The organism is Mesorhizobium sp. P2_E9 (genome assembly GCF_056403815.1).
The window spans coordinates 56,410-78,551 of record NZ_JBFUET010000022.1 but is presented as its reverse complement, the minus strand read 5'-3'; the positions used below and the strand labels follow the sequence as shown (position 1 = coordinate 78,551).

General features: G+C 63.4%; 21 protein-coding genes. 9 read left to right on the top strand and 12 right to left on the bottom strand.

The window, feature by feature from the left end:
- Positions 1-28: 28 nt before the first annotated feature.
- From AC1D05_RS31585 to AC1D05_RS31565, 5 genes are all read right to left on the bottom strand, one after another.
- Positions 29-1,054, bottom strand: coding sequence for a glycosyltransferase family 2 protein (locus tag AC1D05_RS31585; RefSeq protein WP_477446313.1), 1,026 nt, complete (start codon positions 1,052-1,054; stop codon positions 29-31).
- 112 nt (positions 1,055-1,166) lie between these two features.
- Entirely contained in the window at positions 1,167-2,594 is a 1,428-nt protein-coding gene (locus AC1D05_RS31580) for a sensor histidine kinase (RefSeq protein WP_477446311.1), read from the bottom strand.
- Positions 2,591-3,265 carry a response regulator transcription factor gene (locus AC1D05_RS31575; protein ID WP_477446309.1) on the bottom strand — a complete coding sequence of 225 codons (675 nt, stop codon included), beginning with the start codon at positions 3,263-3,265 and terminating at the stop codon, positions 2,591-2,593. Before AC1D05_RS31575 ends, AC1D05_RS31580 begins: the two co-directional genes overlap by 4 nt.
- 49 nt (positions 3,266-3,314) lie before the next feature.
- Positions 3,315-3,614, bottom strand: coding sequence for a hypothetical protein (locus tag AC1D05_RS31570; protein ID WP_477446337.1), 300 nt, complete (start codon positions 3,612-3,614; stop codon positions 3,315-3,317).
- Positions 3,615-3,898: 284 nt separating this feature from the next.
- Positions 3,899-4,516 (bottom strand): outer membrane protein, encoded by a 618-nt coding sequence (locus AC1D05_RS31565; RefSeq protein ID WP_477446307.1) that lies wholly within the window; start codon positions 4,514-4,516, stop codon positions 3,899-3,901.
- Between the two features lie 461 nt (positions 4,517-4,977).
- Here AC1D05_RS31565 and AC1D05_RS31560 point away from each other — a divergent pair, with 461 nt between their 5' ends.
- From AC1D05_RS31560 to AC1D05_RS31550, 3 genes are all read left to right on the top strand, one after another.
- Positions 4,978-5,916 carry a hypothetical protein gene (locus tag AC1D05_RS31560; protein WP_477446305.1) on the top strand — a complete coding sequence of 313 codons (939 nt, stop codon included), beginning with the start codon at positions 4,978-4,980 and terminating at the stop codon, positions 5,914-5,916.
- Positions 5,913-6,749: a hypothetical protein gene (locus AC1D05_RS31555; RefSeq protein WP_477446303.1), complete on the top strand. Its 837-nt coding sequence runs from the start codon at positions 5,913-5,915 to the stop codon at positions 6,747-6,749. The genes AC1D05_RS31560 and AC1D05_RS31555 overlap by 4 nt, the downstream gene beginning before the upstream one ends.
- Before the next feature lie 123 nt (positions 6,750-6,872).
- Entirely contained in the window at positions 6,873-7,136 is a 264-nt protein-coding gene (locus AC1D05_RS31550; protein ID WP_172234501.1) for a DUF6460 domain-containing protein, read from the top strand.
- Between the two features lie 4 nt (positions 7,137-7,140).
- Here the strand turns inward: AC1D05_RS31550 and AC1D05_RS31545 are convergent, their stop codons facing one another.
- On the bottom strand, positions 7,141-8,043 hold the full coding sequence (locus tag AC1D05_RS31545) for a histone deacetylase family protein (protein WP_477446301.1): 903 nt from the start codon (positions 8,041-8,043) through the stop codon (positions 7,141-7,143).
- A gap of 132 nt (positions 8,044-8,175) precedes the next feature.
- On the opposite strand from AC1D05_RS31545, the gene AC1D05_RS31540 reads away from it, so the two are divergent.
- Both AC1D05_RS31540 and AC1D05_RS31535 read left to right on the top strand, forming a co-directional pair.
- Positions 8,176-9,513 (top strand): MATE family efflux transporter, encoded by a 1,338-nt coding sequence (locus AC1D05_RS31540; RefSeq protein WP_477446299.1) that lies wholly within the window; start codon positions 8,176-8,178, stop codon positions 9,511-9,513.
- Positions 9,514-9,604: 91 nt separating this feature from the next.
- On the top strand, positions 9,605-10,129 hold the full coding sequence (locus AC1D05_RS31535) for an STM3941 family protein (RefSeq protein ID WP_477446297.1): 525 nt from the start codon (positions 9,605-9,607) through the stop codon (positions 10,127-10,129).
- A gap of 67 nt (positions 10,130-10,196) precedes the next feature.
- On the opposite strand, the gene AC1D05_RS31530 is transcribed toward AC1D05_RS31535, so the two are convergent.
- Both AC1D05_RS31530 and AC1D05_RS31525 read right to left on the bottom strand, forming a co-directional pair.
- Positions 10,197-11,273, bottom strand: coding sequence for a quinone-dependent dihydroorotate dehydrogenase (locus tag AC1D05_RS31530; RefSeq protein ID WP_477446296.1), 1,077 nt, complete (start codon positions 11,271-11,273; stop codon positions 10,197-10,199).
- Positions 11,270-11,620, bottom strand: a complete 351-nt coding sequence (locus tag AC1D05_RS31525) for a DUF952 domain-containing protein (protein WP_477446294.1) — start codon at positions 11,618-11,620, stop codon at positions 11,270-11,272. The genes AC1D05_RS31530 and AC1D05_RS31525 overlap by 4 nt, the downstream gene beginning before the upstream one ends.
- Positions 11,621-11,727: 107 nt before the next feature.
- Between AC1D05_RS31525 and AC1D05_RS31520 the strand changes: the two genes are divergently transcribed.
- Together AC1D05_RS31520 and AC1D05_RS31515 are read left to right on the top strand one after the other, a co-directional pair.
- Positions 11,728-12,162, top strand: coding sequence for a hypothetical protein (locus AC1D05_RS31520; protein WP_477446292.1), 435 nt, complete (start codon positions 11,728-11,730; stop codon positions 12,160-12,162).
- A 126-nt stretch (positions 12,163-12,288) separates the two neighbouring features.
- Complete coding sequence (locus tag AC1D05_RS31515) at positions 12,289-12,948, top strand: response regulator transcription factor (RefSeq protein ID WP_477446290.1); 660 nt, start codon at positions 12,289-12,291, stop codon at positions 12,946-12,948.
- 17 nt (positions 12,949-12,965) lie between these two features.
- On the opposite strand, the gene AC1D05_RS31510 is transcribed toward AC1D05_RS31515, so the two are convergent.
- Positions 12,966-14,474 carry an MFS transporter gene (locus tag AC1D05_RS31510; RefSeq protein ID WP_477446288.1) on the bottom strand — a complete coding sequence of 503 codons (1,509 nt, stop codon included), beginning with the start codon at positions 14,472-14,474 and terminating at the stop codon, positions 12,966-12,968.
- 136 nt (positions 14,475-14,610) lie between these two features.
- Here AC1D05_RS31510 and AC1D05_RS31505 point away from each other — a divergent pair, with 136 nt between their 5' ends.
- Positions 14,611-15,519 (top strand): LysR family transcriptional regulator, encoded by a 909-nt coding sequence (locus AC1D05_RS31505; protein ID WP_477446286.1) that lies wholly within the window; start codon positions 14,611-14,613, stop codon positions 15,517-15,519.
- A gap of 42 nt (positions 15,520-15,561) precedes the next feature.
- Here AC1D05_RS31505 and AC1D05_RS31500 read toward each other — a convergent pair whose 3' ends face one another.
- On the bottom strand, positions 15,562-16,842 hold the full coding sequence (locus AC1D05_RS31500; RefSeq protein WP_477446284.1) for an MDR family MFS transporter: 1,281 nt from the start codon (positions 16,840-16,842) through the stop codon (positions 15,562-15,564).
- A gap of 143 nt (positions 16,843-16,985) precedes the next feature.
- Complete coding sequence (locus AC1D05_RS31495) at positions 16,986-17,642, bottom strand: O-methyltransferase (protein ID WP_477446282.1); 657 nt, start codon at positions 17,640-17,642, stop codon at positions 16,986-16,988.
- 96 nt (positions 17,643-17,738) lie between these two features.
- Between AC1D05_RS31495 and AC1D05_RS31490 the strand changes: the two genes are divergently transcribed.
- Positions 17,739-18,371 carry a TetR/AcrR family transcriptional regulator gene (locus tag AC1D05_RS31490; protein ID WP_477446280.1) on the top strand — a complete coding sequence of 211 codons (633 nt, stop codon included), beginning with the start codon at positions 17,739-17,741 and terminating at the stop codon, positions 18,369-18,371.
- A 19-nt stretch (positions 18,372-18,390) separates the two neighbouring features.
- Here AC1D05_RS31490 and AC1D05_RS31485 read toward each other — a convergent pair whose 3' ends face one another.
- Positions 18,391-21,876: a PAS domain-containing hybrid sensor histidine kinase/response regulator gene (locus tag AC1D05_RS31485; RefSeq protein WP_477446278.1), complete on the bottom strand. Its 3,486-nt coding sequence runs from the start codon at positions 21,874-21,876 to the stop codon at positions 18,391-18,393.
- Positions 21,877-22,142: the final 266 nt, after the last annotated feature.

Here is a 22,142-nt window from a genome sequence, read left to right as displayed (position 1 = left end):
TTCCCGTTGCTTCCGGTCGACCTTCGCCTCAGCCACGCGCGGCTCTTTTCGCCATCTCCTGCAGGCGATGGACGGGCAGGTCGCTGTCCTTGGCCGGCCGGTCGCGCGCAACGATTTCGTTGACGAAGTAGAGCGGCCGCCGCTTTGTCTCCATATACATGCGGCCGAGATACTCGCCGAAGATGCCGAGCACCAGAAGCTGGACGCTGCCCATGATCAGCATGATCGCGGCAAGACTCGTCCAGCCGGGCACCACATTGCCCCTGGACCATTCGAACAGCGTGTAGCCGAGCACGACCAGTCCGAGCAGACCGAACATCATCCCCAGCAGCGAGGCAAACCGCAACGGCACGATCGAAAAGCTGGTCATCGCGTCGACCGCCAGAAGAACCATCTTCTTCAGGGGATAGTGGGTGGTGCCGGCAAAGCGCCGGTGCCTTTCATAGGGAAAGGCGACTTGCCTGAGCCCTATCCAGCTCACCATGCCGCGAATGAACCTGTAGCGCTCGGGCATCGCATTCAGATGGTCGAGCGCACGGCGGCTCATCAGCCGGAAGTCGCCGGAGTCCGGTGCGATCTCGACATCGACCATCCGGCCGAGCAGGCGGTAGAACAGCGACGCGGAAGCAAGCTTGAACCAGCTTTCGCCGTCGCGCTTCACCCTCTGGCCGTAGACGACGTCGAAGCCTTCATCCATCTTCGCCATCATCGCGCTGAGCAGTTCGGGCGGATCCTGGAGGTCGGCGTCGAGAATGAGAATGCGCTCGCCGCGGCAGAATTCCAGCCCGGCGCTGAGCGCGATCTGGTGGCCGTAATTGCGGGCAAGGTCGATGGCGACGACATGGTCGTCCTTTTCGGCCAGTTCGAAGATCGCCTCGCGGGTGCCGTCGGTCGCTCCGTCGATGACAAGCACGATCTCGTAGGAAGGGCTTTGCTCGAGGCACACGGCGCTGACGCGTCGGTGAAGCTCGGCCACGCCGTCGCGTTCATTGTAGCATGGCACCACGACCGACAGGGCGATTGCGCGGTGCGCGCCGATTTTTCCCGTTCCCACCAAAGCCTGGCTCCCGCTCTTGGAATGGCAATAGCCGCAATTGGTTAGAAAACAGATAAGCCAGGGATCGACACGGGGTCATCGGCCGGCCGACGCCATGGGCCCGACACCGTCACGAAAGCACCGGCAACTCCATGCGGATGCGGGCGCCGCGCCATGAGCCCGTCAGGATGCGGATCGTGCCGTCATGCAGCAGCGCGATCTGCCGGGCGAGATTCAGTCCTAGCCCCGCCCGGCGCGACTGCGGCTGCAAGCGGTAAAAGGGTTCGAAGACGTTCTCATGCTCTTCCGCCGGAATGCCGGGGCCTTCGTCGCGCACCTCGACGCCACCGGTGCCGTCGATGGCGATCGTGATCGTGCCGCCGCCGCCGCCATGCTCGATGGCGTTGCGCACGAGGTTGGCGAGCGCGCGCTCGATCTGCAGGACATTGACCTCCACCTGGGCCTTGCCGGGTGGAGGCTCGAAGGCGAGGTCATAGCCGGCCTCGATGGCCAATGGGGCGAAGTCGGCGGCGACCCGGCTGACGAGATCGTCGAGATCGATGAACTGGCGCTGGTCCGACGGCCGGTCGAGCAACTGATGGTCGAGCAGTTGCTGGGCAAGATGCGACAGGCGCTCGATGTCATGCAGCAGGCGCACGCTCTGCGGCTCCTGCTTCAGCAGTTCGGCGCGTGTGCGCAGGATGGCGATCGGCGTGCGCAGTTCATGCGCCGCGTCGGTGAGGAAGCGGTTGTGGCGGTCGTAGCCTTGGGCGACGCGGGCGAGCGCCTCGTTGAAGGCATGCACCAGCGGCGCGATTTCCTGGGGCACCTGCTTGACCGGCAACTGCATGGCGCGGGTGCCGATGTCGATGCGCGTGGCCTGGCGGACCGTTTCGACAAGGCCGGCGAAGGAGCGGCGCACCACGGCTGGCGTCGTCACCAGCGTCGTGGTTCCCATGACCAGGACGATCGGCAACAACAGGATGAGGATGATGACCGCAAGCGCGGGGAGTGCCTTCTCCCAGTTCCTGCTGCCATCGGGGTTCCTGGCGACGTCGATCGTGGCCGAAATGCTGAGCTCGAGGCCGTCGGTTTCTCGCGACGACCGCGTCCCGGCGATGATCTGTACCGTGCCGGCCCTGGTCGCGGCCTTTTCAAGATAAGCCTCCGGCCTCAAATCATCTTCGGAAAATCCGATGGTGGCGTGATCGGCCTCGCCCAGCAGGTCGCCAAAATTCCGGGCGTAGACGTCAGGCACGGTGCCAAAGCGCACGCTCTGGCCGCTGCCGTCGCGAACGATGTACCAGACATTGGGGAAGCCCTCGCGAAAGCTGGTAAGCTCCTCGGTCTCAAGCACGATCAGTTTGCCGTTGCCGTCACGGCCGACCGCTTCCTTGATGGCGGCAACGGCCGCCTCGTTGTCGATCAAAAGGCGCGGATTGGCGATCCAAAGCGCTGCCGCGCAAAGCACGATGAAGATCAGCAGCGTCGCCGCCTGCAGCAGGATCAGCCGCCGGACGAGGATCCACTGCAGCGAGCGCGTGCGGACCTTCTTCACGAGACCGCCCGCAAGAGGTAGCCAAGGTTGCGGATCGCCCGGATCTCGATGCCGGCGGCGACATCGTCGAGCTTGCGGCGCAGCCGCGAAATATGCGCATCGAGTGCATTGGAGCCGATCTCGTCATCCAGCGCGTAGACGGCTTCCTCCAGCGCGCTGCGCATGATGGTCCGCCCCGGCCGGCGGATCAGCGTTTCGAGCACCAGCCTTTCGCGCCGCGGCAGATCGAGCGTCTGGTCCTCGACCAGCGCCTCGCGATGGCGGAAATCATAGGTGAGGCGGCCGACCATCGTCTGGTTGGCGCGCGACGTGAACGAGCGCCGGTGCAAGGCATGAAGCCGCGCGACGAGTTCCACCGTGGCAAAGGGCTTGACCATGTAATCGTCGGCGCCGGCATCGAGCCCGGCGACCCGGTCGTCCAGCCCGCTCATCGCCGTCAGCGCGATGACCGGCACATCCAGATGCAAGGCGCGCAGGCGCGGTATGAGGCTGAGGCCGTCGCCATCCGGCAGCCGGCGGTCCAGCACCACCGCGTCATGATAGCCCAGGCGGGCCATCGCCTCGGCATCGGCCAATGTCGCGGCATGGTCGACGATGATGTCCAGACGCTCGAGAGCGGCCTTCAGCACGGAGGCCATTTCCGGTTCGTCCTCGATCAACAGGACGCGCATGAATATTCTCCTTTATCCGCGGCCGGTCTGGGTCTTCGGCCGCGGCAAATCATTCGCATTCCAGCTTTGGCTGGCGGAAATTGGTGATGAACCAGCGGCCACCGGAGGCGCGGGCGTAGAATGTGTAGAAGCATTCCTGATGCTCGATATAGCCGGGCATCTCGGTCTCTTCATAGACGGTTCCGTGTTTTGTGTGGCGAACCTCACCGCTCGAGGTCCCGGAAACCGCTGACGTCGATACCTTGCGCCACTGATAGGCGCGTTCGCCCTGGCCAAGATCGACGATCGCCGTTGATGGACCGTAATCCAGGATGACCGATTCGACCGGCTGTCCGACATAGTTCTTCATGATGTCGGAGGCACAGCCCGCGAGCGCGAGCGCGACTGCGACGAACACTATCTTCGAGCCCCGTATGAGGAGGCCGGCGCCATATGTGAACATATCGGAACAGATTCCCATCATGAAAATTCACGTGCGGGGACCTAGATCGCGAAGATTGCATCGACATTGCGAAGAGGCGCGGGAACTGGGTCCGTTACGGAAAAAGCCGACCGCCGCCTCAGGTCTTGGCGCATGCCGAAACGCAGGATTGCGCGATGCCGGCTGGCATCGCGCAATCCGACCCAACTGTTCTAGAACCGGTAGTTGATGCCGGCCTTCAGCTCATGGCTGCCGATCGTCGTCTTGGACGTGCCAAGGGCCGATGTCGTCTCGACGCCGGGGGTGCGGACATAGTCGTACTCGACCTTGGCGGATAGCCCACCGGCAAAGCCCTGCTCGATGCCGGCGCCCAGCAGATAGCCCACCTTCCATCCATCGGCGCTGCCGACATTGTCACCCTTGTCGAATTTGGTCAGGGCAACGCCGCCGGTTCCAAACAGCAGCGTCTGGTCGAAGCTCACGCCTGCCTTGGCCTTGGCGGCACCACGCCATTTCTCCTTGATCTTGCCGCCCTGGACGTCATGTTCGGCGCCGCCCAGATAGGAGCCTTCGATCTCGGCGCCGAGGACCGCCGGACCCATCTGCTGGTTGTAGCCGGCCTGAACGCCGCCGCTGAAGCCATTTCGATCGGCGAACGGATTGGGCATCCTTGTGAACGCCGTGCCGCCATGGACGCCGACATAGGCGCCGCTCCACTGGAAGGCGGGGGGATCATTGTAGGTCGGTGAAAGGTCGGCGGCCATCGCCGGCCCGAGAAGGCAGATGCCAAGGACACCGGCCGTCAAGACGATCTTTGCTTGAGAGGACACGAGCATTACTCCAACACAAACGCGCATCCGGCAAATCGGTACGCAGGTTAACTCCCGGGGAGCCTGGCCGTTGCGGCGGTCGGGCTCCGATTTGGTGTCTTTCAGGGATGGCTGCACGGTCCTGAAACTGGCGTTCGCCAGCTGTGGTAGGGGGTCGGAGCGTCATGCAATCAGTCACCTGAAAGACGCCGACTGTCTCGCAGGTGAAAATTGCACGCACATTGCGCAAAATTCGAAAATGACGATTTTGTACTTTATTTTCAATAAATTAAAGTGATTTTGTTTACCTATATTTAAGAATTGCGGGCCTTCGCAAGCCCGGAATTTCGATCACTTGTTCGAGATGAACAGTCCCTCCAGTTGCTCGACTCCCATGCGGCAGCGTACAAAATCCGTGGGCAAATGGCCTCCGGCCGGAGGCTTCGGTTTGCTGTGCCCAGGGCAATTCGGGGGAATTTGCTTTGCGGATCATCTATTTCCATTCGGATACGCATCCGTATGACAAGGCGATCTACCCGGGTGTAGGCCCGGCCTTCGCCAGACCGTTGTCGTGGGAGGCCCGGCCGATCAGCCAGATCGGCCAGGGCGATTGCGAGGTCGCCGTCGTCGACAATCGTCTCGAACCCGGCGATGTCGAGGTGCTCAAAAAGCATCTGGCGGTTGCCGCCAGCCGGCGGCCACTGCTCTTCTTCCGGGTCAGCGATCCGGACATGCCGGAGACGGCCAATCCCTGTGTCAGGTACATCTTCGATTGCGCCGACCATCCCGGCGTCCACTATGCGACGACCTACGATCCCGAGGGACCATTCCTGGCCTTCGTGACGACGCTGAAAGTCTCTCGCGTCGTCCACTTGCCCTACGCATACGATTCCTCGCGAGAACTCGATACTCCGCTTTCTGGCCGTCGCCGAAAGATCTTCCTGTCGGGCAGCAATTCCAGGACCCTGTATCCGTTGCGCTATGCCCTGCGTCGCAAGCGCTCCCGGTTTCCCTGGTTGAGGCCGTTTCTTTTCGATCTCAAGCATCCCGGCTATCCGGAGGATGGAAAGCCGCCGCGTCACGACATCACGCACGCGCGCTTTGTCAGCCTTGCCTCGCAATTCACCCATTTCTTCCTTTGCGGGGCGCTCCACAATGTCGAGCTGATGAAATATGTCGAATGCGCCTATGCCGGCTGTGTGCCGGTTGGCGTGCCCGCAACCTCGCTGAATGCAACGGCTGGACGGTATTTTCGGCCATACAACGCCCGCGGGCTCGATCTCGTCAGGGATGTTTTCCAGGCAATGCCCGTGCTTGAGGAACGGGCGGCGGGCTACAGGGCCGCGATGCGTGAACTGAGGTCGCCAGCCAGGATCATCAAGGATTTCTCGGCCGGGGTCAGGAGCATCGAGCGCCAGTGACCGCCCTGGATACCGAACGTCCAGCAACAAGGCCGGACAGCGCCATCGAGCCAGTCGTCAACGCCGTCTGGATCGGCGCGTCTCTGGACGATCTTCACGCCTCCTGCTTGCGTTCCTTCGTGCTGGCTGGGCACCGGATGGTTCTCCATTGCTATGACATCCCGCGCAATGTTCCGCCCGATGTGGAAACCGCCGACGCGTCGAAACTGATGTCGAGGGAGCGGGTCGTCTATTACAAGTCGAACGGAAGCCCGTCGCTCTTTTCCAATCTTTTTCGTTTGAAGATCCTGGAGGCCGGGCTCGGTCTGTACGTCGATTGCGATGTGTTCTGTGTCAGACCAATACCGAAGCAGGACTATATTTTCGGCTATCAGACGGGTGATCAGCTCAACGGCGCGGTGCTGAAATTACCGGTCGGCAGCCAGACACTGATCGAGATGCTGAAGTTCGCGGACGACCCCTACTACATCGTGCCATGGCTCGTGCGCTCCAAGCTGCTGCGCTACAGGTTCCGCAAATTCATCGGCTTGCCGATCCATATCTCCAATTACAGCTGGGGCAAGCTGGGACCCGAGGCGATCACCTATTTCGCCCGCGAGGCCGGTACCATTCATCACGCGGCACCGATCGACGTCTTCTACCCGGTCAGCCATCACCAGGTCGCCTTGCTGGTCGATCCGCATCTCTCGCTTGCCGACATCGGAACGCCGCGCACCCTGTGCATCCATTTGTTCGGTCATACGCTCAGCCAGTGGATGAAGGGCCGTGCCATTCCGGCGAGCTCGCCGCTCGGCCAGATGCTGGAGCGGTGCGGATTGACCGTCAGAAGCTAGCAACGGATACCGGCTCGGCGCACCCGGTTCAGCGCACAGGCCGCCCTGGCTTGATGGATGGCCGCCAAGCACGTATCTCTGGACTGTGCCCATGAGTCCGGGCATCTCAATCGGGAGACGGCCTTGTCCGCACTGACGCGCTTTCTCGGCGACTCGCCATTCAGGGTGATCCTGAAGCTACTGGTGGTGTCGTTCCTCGTCGGCCTTGTCATGAATGCCTTTGGCTGGTCGCCGATGGATGTGTTCTACGGCATCCAGAAATTCTTCATGGACCTGTGGAATCTGGGCTTCCATGCCATCGACCGCTTCCTCGGTTACATCCTGCTGGGTGCCGCGATCGTCGTGCCGGCTTTCATCCTGCTCAGGATCGCCAACTACCGGAAATGAGCTTCTAGGCGTAGCTCGACGCGACCTCGAACAGAATGGCGTGCCGCGACGCGAGTGTCGGCACATCCGTGGAATAGCCGCCGCCGATGACACCGCAGACGGGAATGCCGATCGCGCGGAAATGATCGATCACCATCGTATCGCGGGCGCGTAGCCCGTGATTGGAAAGCGCCAGCCTGCCAAGCCGATCCTCGGCATGGACGTCGACGCCGGCATTGTAGAAAACGATGTCCCAGTGCCCCCGGGCAGACAGTTCCGGCAGGGTGGCGGCCAGCCTTTCCAGATAGGCAGCATCGCCCGTGCCGTCGGGCAGCGCGATGTCGAGGTCGGAAGCGATCTTGCGCACGGGGTAGTTACGCCCGCCATGCATGGAGAAGGTGAACACGCGTGGCTCATCGCTCAGAATGTCCGCGGTGCCGTCACCCTGATGCACGTCGAGATCGACGACCAGGATGTTTTGTGCGGCACTCTCGGCGAGCAGCACCAGCGAGGCGACGGCGACGTCGTTGAAGGTGCAAAAGCCGGCACCTTGCGCGCGCCGCGCATGATGGCTGCCGCCGGCGGTGTTGCAGGCAATGCCGTGGCGCAAGGCAAGCCGCGCCGCCAGTATCGTGCCACCGGCGGCAAGCTGCGCGCGCAGCGAAACGCGGGGGCCGACCGGAAAGCCGATCTCGCGTTCGATTTTTTCCGGCACCGAACAGCTGATGACCTGGTCGACATAGTCGGACGCGTGGGCAAGCTTCAGCCATGACGCCGGCGCGGGTTCCGCTGTGTTGAGCGCCCCGGGCCCGGCCAGGCCGCGTGTGCACAAGGCCTCCATCAGCAAGGGATACTTGCTCATCGGGAAGCGGTGGTTGGTGGCAAAGCCGGCGTCGTAGTCGGGGTGGTGGACGATCTGCAGGGGCATGAACAGGATCCGGCGGCTACGCGCCAGACCGGGATTTCGGTTGGCCATCGCGGGAAGAGTGATTGCGCGGTGGCCGGAAAATGGGGCACATCGGCTCTTCGATCAAGCCGCAATCAGCAAGGTAGCAATCCCTTGGACAAGGGTGCAATTCCAGCCGACGCCAGATCTTTCGTCGTCACCAACCGTTCCGTGCTCGCCATTGCGGTGCCGATGACGCTTGCCTATCTGACCACGCCGATGCTCGGCCTCGTCGACACGGCTGTTGTCGGCCAGTTCGGCGACGCGGCCCTTCTCGGCGGCCTGGCTGCGGGATCGCTGGTGTTCAGTGTCGTCTTCACCAGCTTCAATTTCCTGCGCTCCGGCACCACCGGCCTTGTCGCCCAGGCTTTCGGCCGTGGTGATGCGCTCGAGGAACAGGCGGTGTTCTGGCGCGCCGTGCTGATCGCGGTCGTTGCCGGCATTGTCCTGGCGGCGCTTTCACCGCTGATCGCTGTCGGCGGCCAGTGGTTCATGGGCGCCGAACCGCGCGTCAGCGAGGCGATGAGCGTCTACATCAGGATCAGGCTGCTTGCCGCACCCTTCTCGCTGATCAACTATGCCATCCTCGGCTATGTGCTGGGGCGCGGCGAGGGCGGGCTCGGTCTTGTGCTGCAACTGGTGCTCAACGGCATCAACATCGCGCTCTGCTTCCTGCTTGGCCTGAAGCTCGGCTGGGGCGTTGCCGGCGTCGCCTGGGCGACCGTCACCGGCGAATTCCTGGCCATGCTGCTGGGTCTCGCCATTGTGGTCCTCCGCTTCCGCTCGACCCCGCCCTTGCCGCGCCATCGGCTGCTCGACATGAGCGCCTTCCTGCACATGCTGTCGCTCAACCGGGACATCATGATCCGCTCGTTCTCGCTGCTCGCCGCCTTCGCGCTGTTCACTCGCCAGGGCGCGCAATTCGGTACGGTGACGCTCGCCGCCAATGCGGTGTTGATGAACTTCTTCCTCGTCGCCGGCTATTTCCTCGATGGTTTTGCCACCGCCGCCGAACAGCTCGCGGGCCGTGCCGTCGGCGCGCGCGCCGAGCAGCCCTTCCGGCAGGCGGTGCGGTTGACCCTGTTCTGGGGTTTCGGGCTGGCCGGCGCCGCCACCCTGGTGCTGCTCTTGGCCGGCGCCAATCTGGTCGCCGTCGTCACGACGTCGCAGGAGGTGCGCTCGGTGGCCGACATCTATTTGCCCTGGGCGGCATTCACCGCGCTCAGCGGCGTGCTGGCGTTTCAGATGGACGGCGTCTTCATCGGCGCCACCTGGTCCCGCGACATGCGCAACATGATGCTGCTGTCGTTCCTTGTCTTCGCCGTCGCGCTGCTGACCTTGGCGCCGGCCTTCGGCAATCACGGCCTGTGGGCGGCACTGCACGTGTTCCTGCTGGCGCGCGGCTTCAGCCTGTTGACGATCCTGCAATTGCGGGTGCGCACGGCGTTCTAGTGTCTGATTTTTCAGTAAGGTGGAAAATGGACCTAGACTGTTTTACCCTTCAGGAATTGAGGGCGACTGACATATCGGGGGCAATGGAGACATGGTCGAACTGGTCGAGCCAAGGATCATAAGAGGATCACGAGGTAAAACATTCCTGTTGCTTCTAGCATGCCCGCTTGTCTTCTTGGCAGGAATTGGGACGGTGCGGAGCCCAGCTGGCGTGCATGCAGTCGGATGGATCGGGATATTTTTCTCTGGGTTGAGCGTGCCATTCCTGATCCGGTCGCTCATCCGCCCTCACACTTTGACCTTGGACGATAGCGGCTTCATGATAGATGCTGGTCCGAAGAAAGTTGCATGGCAAGATATAAAGGGGTTCCACGTCTGGAGGCCGCGTAACCGCAGCAAGCTGATCGGTTACAACTTCGAACCTGGCGCCAGGAAGGAGACCTCGCTCATGCGAATTAACAGAGGTCTTGGAGCCGAGGGCTGCCTTCCCGGAGGATGGCAATTTTCAACCGACAAGATGGTAGAGATTCTGAATGCCTACCGGGTGCAAGCCTTGCCACGACAAGCCGAACACGCTCGGTTGAATGGACTTGGATTGGTCGGAACGCGGAGCTGAGATTGTCTCAGGAAGGTCGCGAGCCGACGGATTCAAACCAAGGCCGGTCATCTTTCGAGCAAACGCTTTAGAGCGGCCTCATTACCCATTGATCGAGATGGCTGTCGCGCAATTCGCGAATGGACTTGAGCTGTGACGTCTCGACGAAGCGTGCCATCCCGGCAATGATCCTGCCCGGAAGCACCGGCCCGGCATAGATCATGCTGGTATAAAGCTGGACGAGATCGGCGCCCGCGCGGATTTTCTCCAGTGCCGTCTCGGTGGAATCCACACCGCCGACCCCGACGATGGCGATATCCGGGCCAAGCAGCTTGCGCATCTTCGCCAGCACGATGGTCGAGCGCTCGAACAGTGGTTTTCCCGAAAGCCCGCCGGTCTCGCGCGCGGCGTCGCCGCTGCGCAGCGGCGGCCGCGAAATGGTGGTGTTGGAGACGATGACGCCGTCGATCTGTTTTTCAATAACCTCGGCGGCGATGTCCTCCAGCTCGGCCTCGACCAGATCCGGCGCGATCTTCAGGAAGATCGGCGGTTGTGCTGTTGCAGCTGCGCGCGCGGCCATGGCCCGCGACAATAGCTCGCCGAGCTGTTCGCGCGCCTGCATGTTGCGCAGGCCAGGTGTGTTGGGCGAGGAGATGTTGACCGTCAAATAGTTGGCATAGGGCGCAAAGCGGGCGACGCCGCGCTCATAGTCCCTGACGCGGTCGGTGCTGTCCTTGTTGGCGCCGATGTTGATGCCGACAATGCCGGAGCGCCCCTTGCGCGCGGCAAGGCGTTTTTCGGCCGCCGCATGGCCTTCATTGTTGAAGCCCAGCCGGTTGATCACCGCTTCGTCCGCCGTCAGCCGGAAGATGCGCGGTTTCGGATTGCCGGCCTGCGGCAGCGGCGTGACCGTGCCGACCTCGGCAAAGCCGAAACCGAGGCCAAGCAGCGCGTCCGGCACCTCGGCGTTCTTGTCGTAGCCGGCCGCCATGCCGAGCGGGTTGGGGAAATCGAGGCCGCAGAGGCTGACCTTCAGCCTGGTGTCGCGCATCGTCCGCGCACCGACCGGCAGGCCGCAGCGCAACGCCGCGATCGACATGCCATGCGCGGTTTCCGGATCGAATGTGAACAGCAGTTTTTGGCCAAGCCGGTCGAACAGACTCATTCGGCCTCCAGTGCCGGGAAGAGGTGGGTGCCATCGGCGCCGAGCGGCAAGGGTTTGACCCACAGCACGGTGTCAAGTTCCAGAACGCCGTAAAGGTGCGGAAACAGCGCGCCGCCGCGAGAAACCTCGTATTTCAGCGCGTCGCCCAGGCTGGCGCCGTCTATGGCGACCAGCAGAAGGTCCGTCTGGCCGGAAAAATGCTTTGCCGCGGTTTCCCGGACCTGCGCTGCCGTGGAGAAATGGATGAAGCCGTCGGCGACGTCGATCGGCGCGCCGGTGAAGCGGCCACTGGCTTCGGCCTCGCGCCAAGGCGCTTGCGGGGTTATCTTGTAGATAAACTGAGACATGGTTGCGCTATAGTCCGAACCAGCCACTCGGGAAAGGCCACGCCAAGGGTCTTCCCCATTTCCGGCGCAAACATGCGATATTTCAGGCCTTGGCCATGGAGGACAACATGCGTCTGCAACACATCTTGATCCCTGCCGCGCTCGTTTCACTGGTCGCGGCCTCCGCCTATTCGGAAGAAACCGACCGCTACCGGTTGGAAAAATCCGCCAACGGCTATGTCCGCTTGGACACGCAGACCGGTGCGATGTCGATCTGCGAGGAACGCTCCGGTCAACTCGTCTGCAAGGTGGCGGCCGACGAACGCGCCGCTTTCCAGGACGAAATCGACCGCCTGCAAACCTCGATGAAGGCAATGGACGAACGCGTCACCAAGCTCGAGAATTCGCTGTCCGCCCAGCTGGAATCGAAACTGCCGAGCGAGGAGGATTTCAACAAGACGATGAGCTACATGGAGCGCTTCCTGAAGGGCTTCATGGGCATCGTCAAGGATATGGACAAGGACAACGGTGGCGGCGCGCAGCTGAATTCGCAGAAGACCTGAGCGCTGTAGACAAGGGAAAACGCGGCGCGCTGGTTTTGCCGCTTGAAAACAGCGCGCAGCCTCTCATAATCGTCCGACTGGTCCCGAAAAGCTTAAAAATCATCGACGGGATTCGGGGAGGGACATTTGCCGTCAGGCTATTCTTTCGTCATCGCCGACGATCATCCGCTGTTTCGCGGTGCTCTGCGTGAGGCGCTTGCCGGCATCGGTAATGTCGCCACCATTCACGAGGCCGGCGATTTCGAAAGCGCAAAGGCGCTGGTCGTGGCCAATGAGGATGTCGACCTAGTGCTGCTCGACCTGTCGATGCCGGGCGCCAGCGGCCTCTCCGGCCTGATTTCGCTGCGCGGCATCCATCCGGCGGTGCCGCTTATCGTGGTTTCCGCGCATGACGATCCGGCGACCATCAGGCGCGCGCTCGATCTTGGCGCCTCCGGCTTCATCTCCAAATCGGCCAGCATGGAGGAAATCCGGAACGCCGTGCAATCGGTGCTGGCCGGCGACATCGCCGCGCCCGTCGGTGTCGATCTCGGCGTCGAGCGCGATCCCGAGATATCGGACCTCATCAAGCGCCTGCAGGCGCTGACGCCGCAGCAGACCCGCGTGCTCGGCATGCTGGCGGAAGGCCTGCTCAACAAGCAGATCGCCTATGAGCTTGGAGTCTCCGAGGCGACGATCAAGGCGCATGTTTCGGCCGTTCTGCAGAAGCTCGGCGTCGACAGCCGCACCCAGGCGGTGATCCTTTTGTCCAAGATCGGCAGCGATCCGTTGCAGACCACCAGCTGAGTGCCTGCGTCGCCCGCTCAATCGGAACACTGAGCCTCTCTCCGCGCCGGCTGGGCGTTGAAGCTCACGAAGCTGATGGCGGCCATGATCCAGACGCCGATGCCGCCATAGAGCATCACCCAGCCAAAGCCGTTGCGCAGTGCATCGTCGACGACGGATGCGGCAAGACCGGGGTTGGGATTTCCGGCTGAGATCCCCTCGGCGAAGAGACGCAGCTGGCTGCCGTCGAGATTTGGCAGCGCTTCGCTGAGATGCGCCAGCACGCCGCTCACCAGGATGAAACCCATCACCGCTATGTTTACCGCCAGCGAAACCATGCGGGCGCTCATGTCGATGCCCGAGGCCATGCCGGCGCGGTCGCTCGAAACGGAGCCCGTCGTCGTGTTGGTGACGGGCGTGTTGGTGATCCCGAGGCCGGTACCGGCGATCAGGCAGCCGGGCAGCATCGTCAGCCAGTCCGGCCGAGCGGCGGCGCTGCCGAACTTCATCAGGATGAAGCCGACGCCGATGGTGGCGAGCCCGGCCGGAATGATGATGCCGGGCCGGTAGCGCAGCGAAAGCCGCTCCGCCAAGGGCGGCATGATGAGCGTCGGCAGCGTATAGGCAAGCAAGGCAACGCCGGTCGAGATGCTGTCATAGCCGAGCCCGGCATGGAACCAGATCGGCAGGTAGATCATGAAAGGCCAATAGGAGAGGTTCATCGCCGCCGAACCGACGATGGCGCCGGAAAAGGGCCGGATCCGGAAAACCGAGAAGTCGAACATGGGCCGCTTGCTGACCTTCTCGGCGATGAGGAAGGCGATGAAGCTGGCGATCGAGATGCTAAGAATCGTCAACGCGGCCGGACTGGCGAAACCCAGATCCGGTCCCTGCGTGATGTAGAAGACGAGACAGAAGACCGATGGCGACAGCGTCACGATGCCCGCCAGGTCGAGCTTGCCCGCCTGCGGGTCCTTCGATTCATGGACGCCCGTCAAAGCCAGCACGAACGCCACGACCGCTGCCGGCACATGGGTGAGGAACACCCATTCCCAGCTCGAGGCCGCGACGATGCCGCCGCCGATGATGGGTCCGAAGCCGAGGCCGACACCGAAGATGACGCCCCACCAACCCCAGGCGACGGCGCGTTCGCGCCCGTCCCTGAATTCGTGCGACAGCACGGCGAGCTGGCAGATCAGCATCGCACCGCCGCTCAAACCCTGCAGGAACCGAGCAACGATTAAGGTCGATACGTCGTCCGCCATGCCGCAGATCAGCGACGTCAGGCCGAAGGCGGCGATGGAAACCAGGAAGACACGTTTGCGTCCATAACGGTCCGCGATGGTGCCGACCGCCATCAGCACGGTCGTGACCGCGATCGTGTAAGCGTACATCACCCATTGCAATTGCTTGAAGTCGGCGTGCAGCTCTTGCTCCAATGTCGGCAGGACGGTGGGAACGCTTGAAATCTCCAGCCCGAACATCAGGCACGCCAGGCATGCGGCGGACAGAACGACGATGCCTCGACGGGTCAGGGCAGTGGGCATGATTGAAACCTTTCGACTTCTTACGCGGGACGACTCGGTATGACGGCCGCCGCGCCCAACCCAAACTAGGGCAGGCTTGATCATTTTAGAATTGCATGATTGGCTATTTCAGAGACAACAAAGCGAGATAGCTGACATGACGCTGGACGTAGATGCGGTGAAGGCTTTCGTCGCCGTCGCCGAGTTGCGCAGTTTTACACGCGCGGCCGAGGCGCTTGGCAGCACGCAAGGCGCAATCAGCGTCAAGCTGAAGCGGCTGGAGGATCGGGTGGGGCAGAAGCTGATCGAGCGGACGCCGCGACTGGTGCGCCTTTCAGCGCGTGGTGCGGTGTTCCTCGAACCGGCGCGCGATCTGCTCGCTGCGCACGACCGTGCCGTCGCCAGCCTCGCCGCTGTTCGCCGCCACTTTCGGCTGGGCATTGCCACCCATGTCGGCGGTGCCGAAGTGCCGACCTTGCTGGCGCGCCTCAATGCCCATGATCCGGCCTTGACCATCGAGGTGCGGCTCGACGATACGCGCGAGTTGATCGCCGCGTTCGATCGTGGCGACCTCGATGCCGCGATCGTCCGGCGCGAGGACGACCGCCGCGACGGCGAGGTACTGGCGCCCGAACATTTCGGCTGGTACGCCACGCCGGATTTCGTCTACCGTGCCGGCGAGCCACTGCGGCTGGCGGCCTCCGCCCCATCTTGCAGCATCCGCGACGTCATCACCGGCACGCTCGATTCGGTTGGAATACCGTGGACGCAGGTTTTCCTGGGCTGCGGCTCCTTCGCCGTTGCCGAGGCCGTTTCCGCCGGCCTCGCCGCCGGAGCCTTCTCGTCTCGCCTGGTTCCGCCCGGCACCATCGAGGTCAGCCGTAAGTTCGGCCTGCCGCCGCTGCCGGCGTCGGAGATTGTGCTGCTGTCCACGCTCTCAGACCCCCAATCGCGCGATGCATTGCGCACCCTTGCCATGGCGTTTCGTGAGCATCGTCCGTCGCCGGCGGCCAACCGCGCGAAGCCCCGGTTCCCCAATTCGCAGATGGTCGACAGCCCCTTTTGAGGCTGCGGACCCGCGTCTGTGCGATGATGCCGGACAGGTATCTCAGCGATAGTTTTCGACAGCTGCGCCCAGTTGCAGCGTGGCATCATCCTCGGTCTCCCGCGAAGGGCGCCGCGCCCGGCCGATTGCCGCGCCAAGGCCGAGCGATGCGATCGCCACCAGCGGAATGCCGGCGATCCAGGGCAGGCGCGGTGCCAGCGCGTAAAGCGCCGTGCCGATCGATGGCCCCAGCGAGTCCTTGAGGTCGACCGCCACCGACGAAGCAGCCATGTAGGAGGCGCGTCGTGCGGGCGGCGCCAGCGCATTGACGGCGGTCGGCACCAGCGGTCCGACCAGCATCTGCGCGATCGAACACAGGCTGACCGCCCCGATCAGCGTCAGCATCGCAGGCGACGCGGCCAGCAGCGCAAAGGCGAGTATCGTCGCAAGGCCGGCACCGACCGTCAGCCACAGAGCGGACCGTGCCTCGACCATGCGGCTGACCAGCATCTGCAGGCCGACCGTCAGCGCGGCGGCGTAGGCGAACAACGCGCCGACGCCTGATGGCGTCAGCGTTCCGGCGTCATGCGCATAGAGCGGGATCACCGCCTCGATCCAGTTGCCGGCGACTTCGAACAGCACGACCCAGAGCAGCAGCTTTGCCAATCGGCCGTCGCGAAAGGCCGGCAGCAGCGCGGACAGGCCTTCCTCCTCTTCATCGGCCTCACCGTCGTGGCGATCGTCGCCGGCGGCGCGGCCGATGCCGATCGTCTCGTTGAGGGCGAAGAGCATCACGATGCCGCCCAGCACGAGCATCGCACCGCCGGCAAGAAACACGCTGCGCAGCGACATGAGCGCCAGCAGGGCGCCGCAGGCTGGCCCGAGGATCTGCCCGGCGCTTGAGCTCACGCGCGCCAGGCTGAACCAGCGCGGATGCGCGGATGGCGGGGTCATGTCGGCGATCGCGGTCAGGATCGTCGGATGAAGCACCGACTCGCACATGCCGGTCAGCAGCAGCATGATTGCGGTAACGGCGACACCGTGCACGAAGAACAGGGCCAGGAAGCCGGCGCCGACGCCGAGCGACGAGGCAATCAGCACCGGCCGCCGGCCGACCCGGTCGGCGATGCCGCCGACCAGCGGCGCCGCCAGAAGTTCGCCGCCCGCATAGCAGCCGAACAGCAGGCCGATCGCGCCGACAGGAATGCCGGCCTCGCTGCTCGCCCAGAGCGGAAAGAAAGGCATCAATGCGCCATCGGCGAAACCGGCACAGAAGAAGAGCAGAAGTCCCAACAGGGCTGGGCGCGGGGCAGCGCGCCAGGAGGAAAAGAGTGTTTTGATCATGACGTCACCTGCGCATGGAGGCCCGACTGTCGTCGACGGCCCGGAAGATTGCGCGTTGGTTGACGTAAACGCCTACGGCCGCCCTGGAGCGACATGGAGGTTTGAGCCGCGTGGTTGAATCCCGTGCGGCGATGGGACCGGCTTCAGCCGAGCCGCACGGACAGTTCGACGTCCTCGCTGAAGGGCGAGGACATGTAGCCCGATGCCGGCGAACGCACCCGTTCCAGATATTCGGGAGAGAAATCGGCATTGTCGGCAATGATCAGTGCGCCTGGCCTCAAGCGGCTCTCGACCAGGCTGAGGATCTCCGGATAGATCGCCTTGGCGCCGTCGAGCAGCAACAGGTCGATTGTCTCCGGCAGGTCGACGCCCAACGTCTCAAGCGCATCGCCCTCGCGGATCTCCACCAGGTCGATGAGGCCGCCCTCGGTCAAATTGGCCTTGGCCCGCATCACCTTGGACGGTTCGAATTCGGTGGTGATCAGGCGGCCACCGCCATTGTCCCTGAGTGCTGCGGCAAGATAGAGCGTCGAGATGCCGAACGAGGTGCCGAACTCAATGATGATGCGCGCGCCGCTGCTGCGCGCCAGCATGTAGAGCAGCGTGCCGGTCTCCGGCGAGATCGCCAGCCAGAGGTCCTTCAGCCGTCCGTAGAAATCGACATATTCGGTCTTGCTGTTGAGCAGGCGCGCCCGCTCCTCGTGCGAGAGTGCAGCCACCGCCGGACTGGTTGCGGCATTGGCTTCTTTGAACAGGCGATCCAGCAAGGGGGCCAGCGGGGCGTTGGTCAGCGTCGTCATGAAAGTCTCCGGTCGAAAAGGACTGCGTTCTTGTGTGTTGTGCTGAACAATACGAATAATCCTTCAGGTTTCCAATTCGCATTGCCGAGCCGAGACATGACCGGACGCTCAAGCCCTTCGATTTCCTCACGAAAACAGCCCAAACAGGCACGTGCCACGGACCTTGTCGCGGCGATTTTGGAGGCTGCTGTTCAGGTTTTGGCGAGCGAAGGCGCGCAGCGTTTCACCACCACGCGCGTGGCGGAAAAGGCCGGCGTCAGCGTCGGTTCGCTCTATCAGTATTTCCCCAACAAGGCGGCGCTCCTGTTCAGGCTGCAGAGCGATGAATGGCGGCAGACGGGTGGCCTGCTGCGCACCATACTCGAGGACGACCGACGCCCGCCGCTCGAACGGCTGCGTGGCCTTGTCCACGCCTTCATCCGCTCGGAGTGCGAAGAGGCTGCGGTGCGCGTCGCACTCAATGACGCCGCACCGCTTTATCGCGACGCGCCAGAGGCGCACGCGGCAAGGGCGTCGGGCGAACACACCGTCCAGATATTCCTGAGGGAGGCATTGCCTGATGTCCCGAGTGCTGTCCGTGCCCTGGCGGGCGAGCTGATCATCACCACACTCAGCGCGGTGGGAAAGGACTTTTCGGGAAGTCCGCGAACACCGCTCGAAATCGAAACCTATGCCGACGCCATGGCCGACATGTTCTGCGCTTACCTCGAAAGTCTAGGACATCGCTAAGACAGAACCGGGCTTGGGCCTATTCGGCGGCCGAGGCCAGCGGCCTGACCCGGGCCATCATCGAGCGCAGCACCGCCGGTTTCAGCGGCTTGTTGATCACCGGAACGTCGAGTTCGCTTGCTGCGGCGCGCACCTCGTTGGAACGGTCGGCGGTGACCAGCACGCACGCAAGATCCTGGCCGTAGGCCACGCGCAGGGTCCTGATCGCGTCGAGCCCGGTAGCGCCGTCGAGGTGATAGTCGGCAAGCACGACATCGGGCCGGCGCGCGCCGGGCCGCAAAAGATCCCCTGACCCCGAGGCGGTGTCGACGCTGCACCCCCAGCCTTCGAGCAGCAGCCGCATGCCGTCAAGGATACGCGCGTCGTTGTCGATGCAAAGCACGGTCAGCCCGGCAAGCGAAGAACCCGCGCGCGCTGGTGCTTTCTCGGTCTCGCGCCGCGCTACCGCCACCGCCGCCACCGGCAGGATGACCGAGAAGCGCGTGCCCTTGCCGGGATTGGAGAAAATGCGGATTTCGAGCCTGAGCACCCGAGCGATGCGGTCGACGATGGACAGGCCGAGACCGAGTCCCTCGGCCTCCCTCGCGCCTTCGTCCAGCCGGGTGAACTCATGGAAGACTGTGTTCAGCTTGTCGCCGGCGATGCCGATGCCGGTGTCGATCACCTGGATTTCCGCCAGTTCGCCGCGCCGCCGCACGCCGACCAGGATGCGGCCCGTGCGTGTGTATTTGATCGCGTTGGAGACCAGGTTCTGGATCAGGCGACGCAACAAATTGCGGTCGGTCATCACGGTGAGCGACGAGGCCATTATGGCCAGCTCAAGCTTCTTTTCGGCTGCCATTGGCCGAAAATCATTGCCGATCTGGCGCAGCAATCCGTCGAGGTTGAAGGCGGTATCGTCCGGCTTCATCGCACCGGCGTCGAGGCGCGAGATGTCGAGCACGGCGCCCAAAATGGTCTCGACCGATTCCAGCGAGGATTCGATGTTGATCGCCGCCTTGCCGGCCGGACCTTTACCGGCCTTCTCGATCAGCGACGAGCAATAGAGCCGGGCGGCGTTCAGCGGCTGCAGGATGTCGTGGCCGGCGGCGGCGAGGAAGCGTGTCTTGCCGAGATTGGCCTCCTCGGCCAGCATCTGCGCCTGCGCCAGTTCCTCGTTGACCCGGGTCAACTCGATGGTGCGGGTCTTGACGCGCTGTTCCAGCGATTCATTGGCGCGCTTCAGCGCCAGATCCTGTTCGACGCGCCCGGAAATGTCGGCATAGGTGGCGACTATGCCGCCATCCGGCATCGGATTGGAGCGCAGCTCCAGGATGCGGCCGCTGGTCTTCAACTCCATCTGCCAAGGGCTGACGAAGCTGGTCAGCCGGTTGAGCATCGCCACGCGCTGGTCGGCGGGGATGTCGCCGCGCTCGGCGAGATGGCGCAGGATCTGGTCGAGCGAGACGCCGACCTGGCCCATGTCGTCGGGCAGGTCGAACAGCGCCCGGTATTGGCGGTTCCAGCAGATCAGGCGGAAATCGCGGTCGAAGACGGTGATGCCTTGCTCCATCTGGTCGAGCGCGATCTGCAAGAGGTCGCGATTGTGCTGCAGCGCCTCGGTGGCGTCGTCGAGCAAGCGGAAGGCATCGCGGGATTCGCGGTCATGGCGCCGGAACAGCAGCGACAGGATCAGCCGCGCCGAGGAGGAGCCTACGGCACTGGCCAAAAGCTGCTCGGAGAAGCGGATGACGTCCATGCTCGCCTGCTCCTTGCCGAGCAGCGTGGTGCCGTTGGTCTTCTCGAACGACTGGAAGGAGCGCTCGGTGCGCTCGACGCCGAGGTAGCGCCCGATCGTGTCCTTGAGGTCGTTGACGGTGATGGCGGTGCGGAAGCGGCGCAGGCTCGGCATCGGGCCGGCATCCCTTGGCACGAAGATCGACGCCTGGATGCGCTCCAGCGGCACCGACGCGCGCGACAGCGAGCCAAGCACGAAAAACAGCGTGTTGATTGACAGGCTCCACAACACGCCGTGATTCAGTGGTTCGGCCACGGTGCCGAAGAGCGCCTGCGGCCGCAGCGCCTCGAAGCCGAATAGCCCGTGCAAGAGGATATCGGTATCGGGCGCGACAAGTGACGGCAAAAGCAGCGTGTAGCCCCAGACCAGGATGCCGGCGACCATGCCGAGTGCCGCACCTCGGCCGTTGGCGCCGCGCCAGATCAGCCCGCCGACCAGCGCCGGCGCGAACTGCGCGATCGCCGCGAAGGACATCAGGCCGATCGATGATAGGCGCGCGCTGTTGGTGCTCTCGCGGTAGTAGAGGAAGGCGATGAACAAAAGGATGAAGATCGCCCCGCGTCGCACATTGAGGATCAGCGTCGACCAGTCCTCGTTCTCCGAGGTCGAAGTCTTGAGCAGGCGGCGCACGAACAGCGGAATGACGAGGTCGTTGGAGATCATGATCGACAGCGCCACGCTTTCGACGATGACCATGGCGGTTGCCGCCGACAACCCGCCGATGAAGGCCGCCATGGCGAGCACATCATGGCCGCTGAACAGCGGCAGCGACAGCACGTAGAGATCGCTGCTGGTGCCGGTGCCGACGAGCGACAGGCCGGCGAACGCGATCGGCAGCACGAACAGGTTGATCGCCACGAGGTAGAGCGGAAACACCCAAGTCGCGGTGCGCAATTCGGCCTCGCCGCGGTTCTCGACGATGGTGACGTAGAACTGCCGCGGCAGCATGATGATGGCGCAGCCGCTGAGGCCCGTCAGCACCAGCCAGGTGGCAAGCGAGGTGTTGTAGCCCATCGCCTGCCGCACCTGCCCATTTTGCGCCAGCTTGGCGAACATGTCGCCCGGGCCGCCGAAGATCAGGAAAGTGACCATCAGGCCGATCGCCAGGAAGGCTGCGAGCTTGACCACGGTTTCGACCGCCACCGCCAGCACCAGCCCATCCTGATGCTCGGTGGCGTCGGCATGCCGCGTGCCGAACAGCACGGCAAACAGCGCCAGCAGCATGGCGACGACCAGCGAGATGTCGCTGACGAACGGATCGAAGGAGGGCGGTGAACCCGTATAATGCTCGACCATCAGGCTGACCGAACCGGAGATCGCCTTCAGCTGCAGGGCGATATAGGGCACCGCGCCGATGGTGGCGATCAGCGTGGCGATGGCCGCGACGGTAAAACTCTTGCCGTAGCGCGCGCCGAGGAAGTCGGCGATCGAAGTGATCTTCTCGGTCTTGGCCAGCCGCACGATGCGGTTGAGCAGCGGAAAACCGAACACGAACACCAGCACCGGGCCGGTATAGATGCCGAGGAATTCGAGACCGCGTTCGGAGGACAGCCCGACCGAGCCGAAGAAGGTCCACGAGGTGCAGTAGATGGCCAGGCTGAGCGCGTAGATGAAAGGCCGCGCCCGGCTCGGCCCTGAAATCGCCGAGCGGCGGTCGCCCAGGCTGGCGATGGCGAACAGCAGTGTCACATAGGCGATCGCAATGATGACGATGAACAAGCCCTGCACGCCTGGAATTTCCTCCTTTGCCGTCTTTTTATCCGGCTTGTCTAAACGCAATCACAGCTTGGCGCTGGAGTCCATTGCGGCTTTGGCAGCATGATCGCGGCCAGGGAGCGGGCCTGGGTGCCGCCCAAGTTGCCGTAACGGAAGGAGAAAGCGGTTGTTTTCCCCTTTTTGCCCCATGTTGCAACCGGAGGTTTTTGTTATGTTGCCTTCAGGTCGATGCCGCAAGGACGGAGCGGCAGCGCGGCCTGTCATGACAAGGAGGGTCG

What these genes read in the sequence shown, in the direction of transcription:
- AC1D05_RS31575 (WP_477446309.1), bottom strand. Translation starts at nt 3,265, where the DNA reads ATGCGCGTCCTGTTGATCGAGGACGAACCGGAAATGGCCTCCGTGCTG.
- AC1D05_RS31500 (WP_477446284.1), bottom strand. Translation starts at nt 16,842, where the DNA reads ATGATCAAAACACTCTTTTCCTCCTGGCGCGCTGCCCCGCGCCCAGCC.
- AC1D05_RS31570 (WP_477446337.1), bottom strand. Translation starts at nt 3,614, where the DNA reads ATGAAGAACTATGTCGGACAGCCGGTCGAATCGGTCATCCTGGATTAC.
- AC1D05_RS31525 (WP_477446294.1), bottom strand. Translation starts at nt 11,620, where the DNA reads ATGTCTCAGTTTATCTACAAGATAACCCCGCAAGCGCCTTGGCGCGAG.
- AC1D05_RS31495 (WP_477446282.1), bottom strand. Translation starts at nt 17,642, where the DNA reads ATGACGACGCTGACCAACGCCCCGCTGGCCCCCTTGCTGGATCGCCTG.
- AC1D05_RS31545 (WP_477446301.1), bottom strand. Translation starts at nt 8,043, where the DNA reads ATGCCCCTGCAGATCGTCCACCACCCCGACTACGACGCCGGCTTTGCC.
- AC1D05_RS31490 (WP_477446280.1), top strand. Translation starts at nt 17,739, where the DNA reads ATGACCGGACGCTCAAGCCCTTCGATTTCCTCACGAAAACAGCCCAAA.
- AC1D05_RS31535 (WP_477446297.1), top strand. Translation starts at nt 9,605, where the DNA reads ATGGTCGAACTGGTCGAGCCAAGGATCATAAGAGGATCACGAGGTAAA.
- AC1D05_RS31530 (WP_477446296.1), bottom strand. Translation starts at nt 11,273, where the DNA reads ATGAGTCTGTTCGACCGGCTTGGCCAAAAACTGCTGTTCACATTCGAT.
- AC1D05_RS31505 (WP_477446286.1), top strand. Translation starts at nt 14,611, where the DNA reads ATGACGCTGGACGTAGATGCGGTGAAGGCTTTCGTCGCCGTCGCCGAG.
- AC1D05_RS31520 (WP_477446292.1), top strand. Translation starts at nt 11,728, where the DNA reads ATGCGTCTGCAACACATCTTGATCCCTGCCGCGCTCGTTTCACTGGTC.
- AC1D05_RS31510 (WP_477446288.1), bottom strand. Translation starts at nt 14,474, where the DNA reads ATGCCCACTGCCCTGACCCGTCGAGGCATCGTCGTTCTGTCCGCCGCA.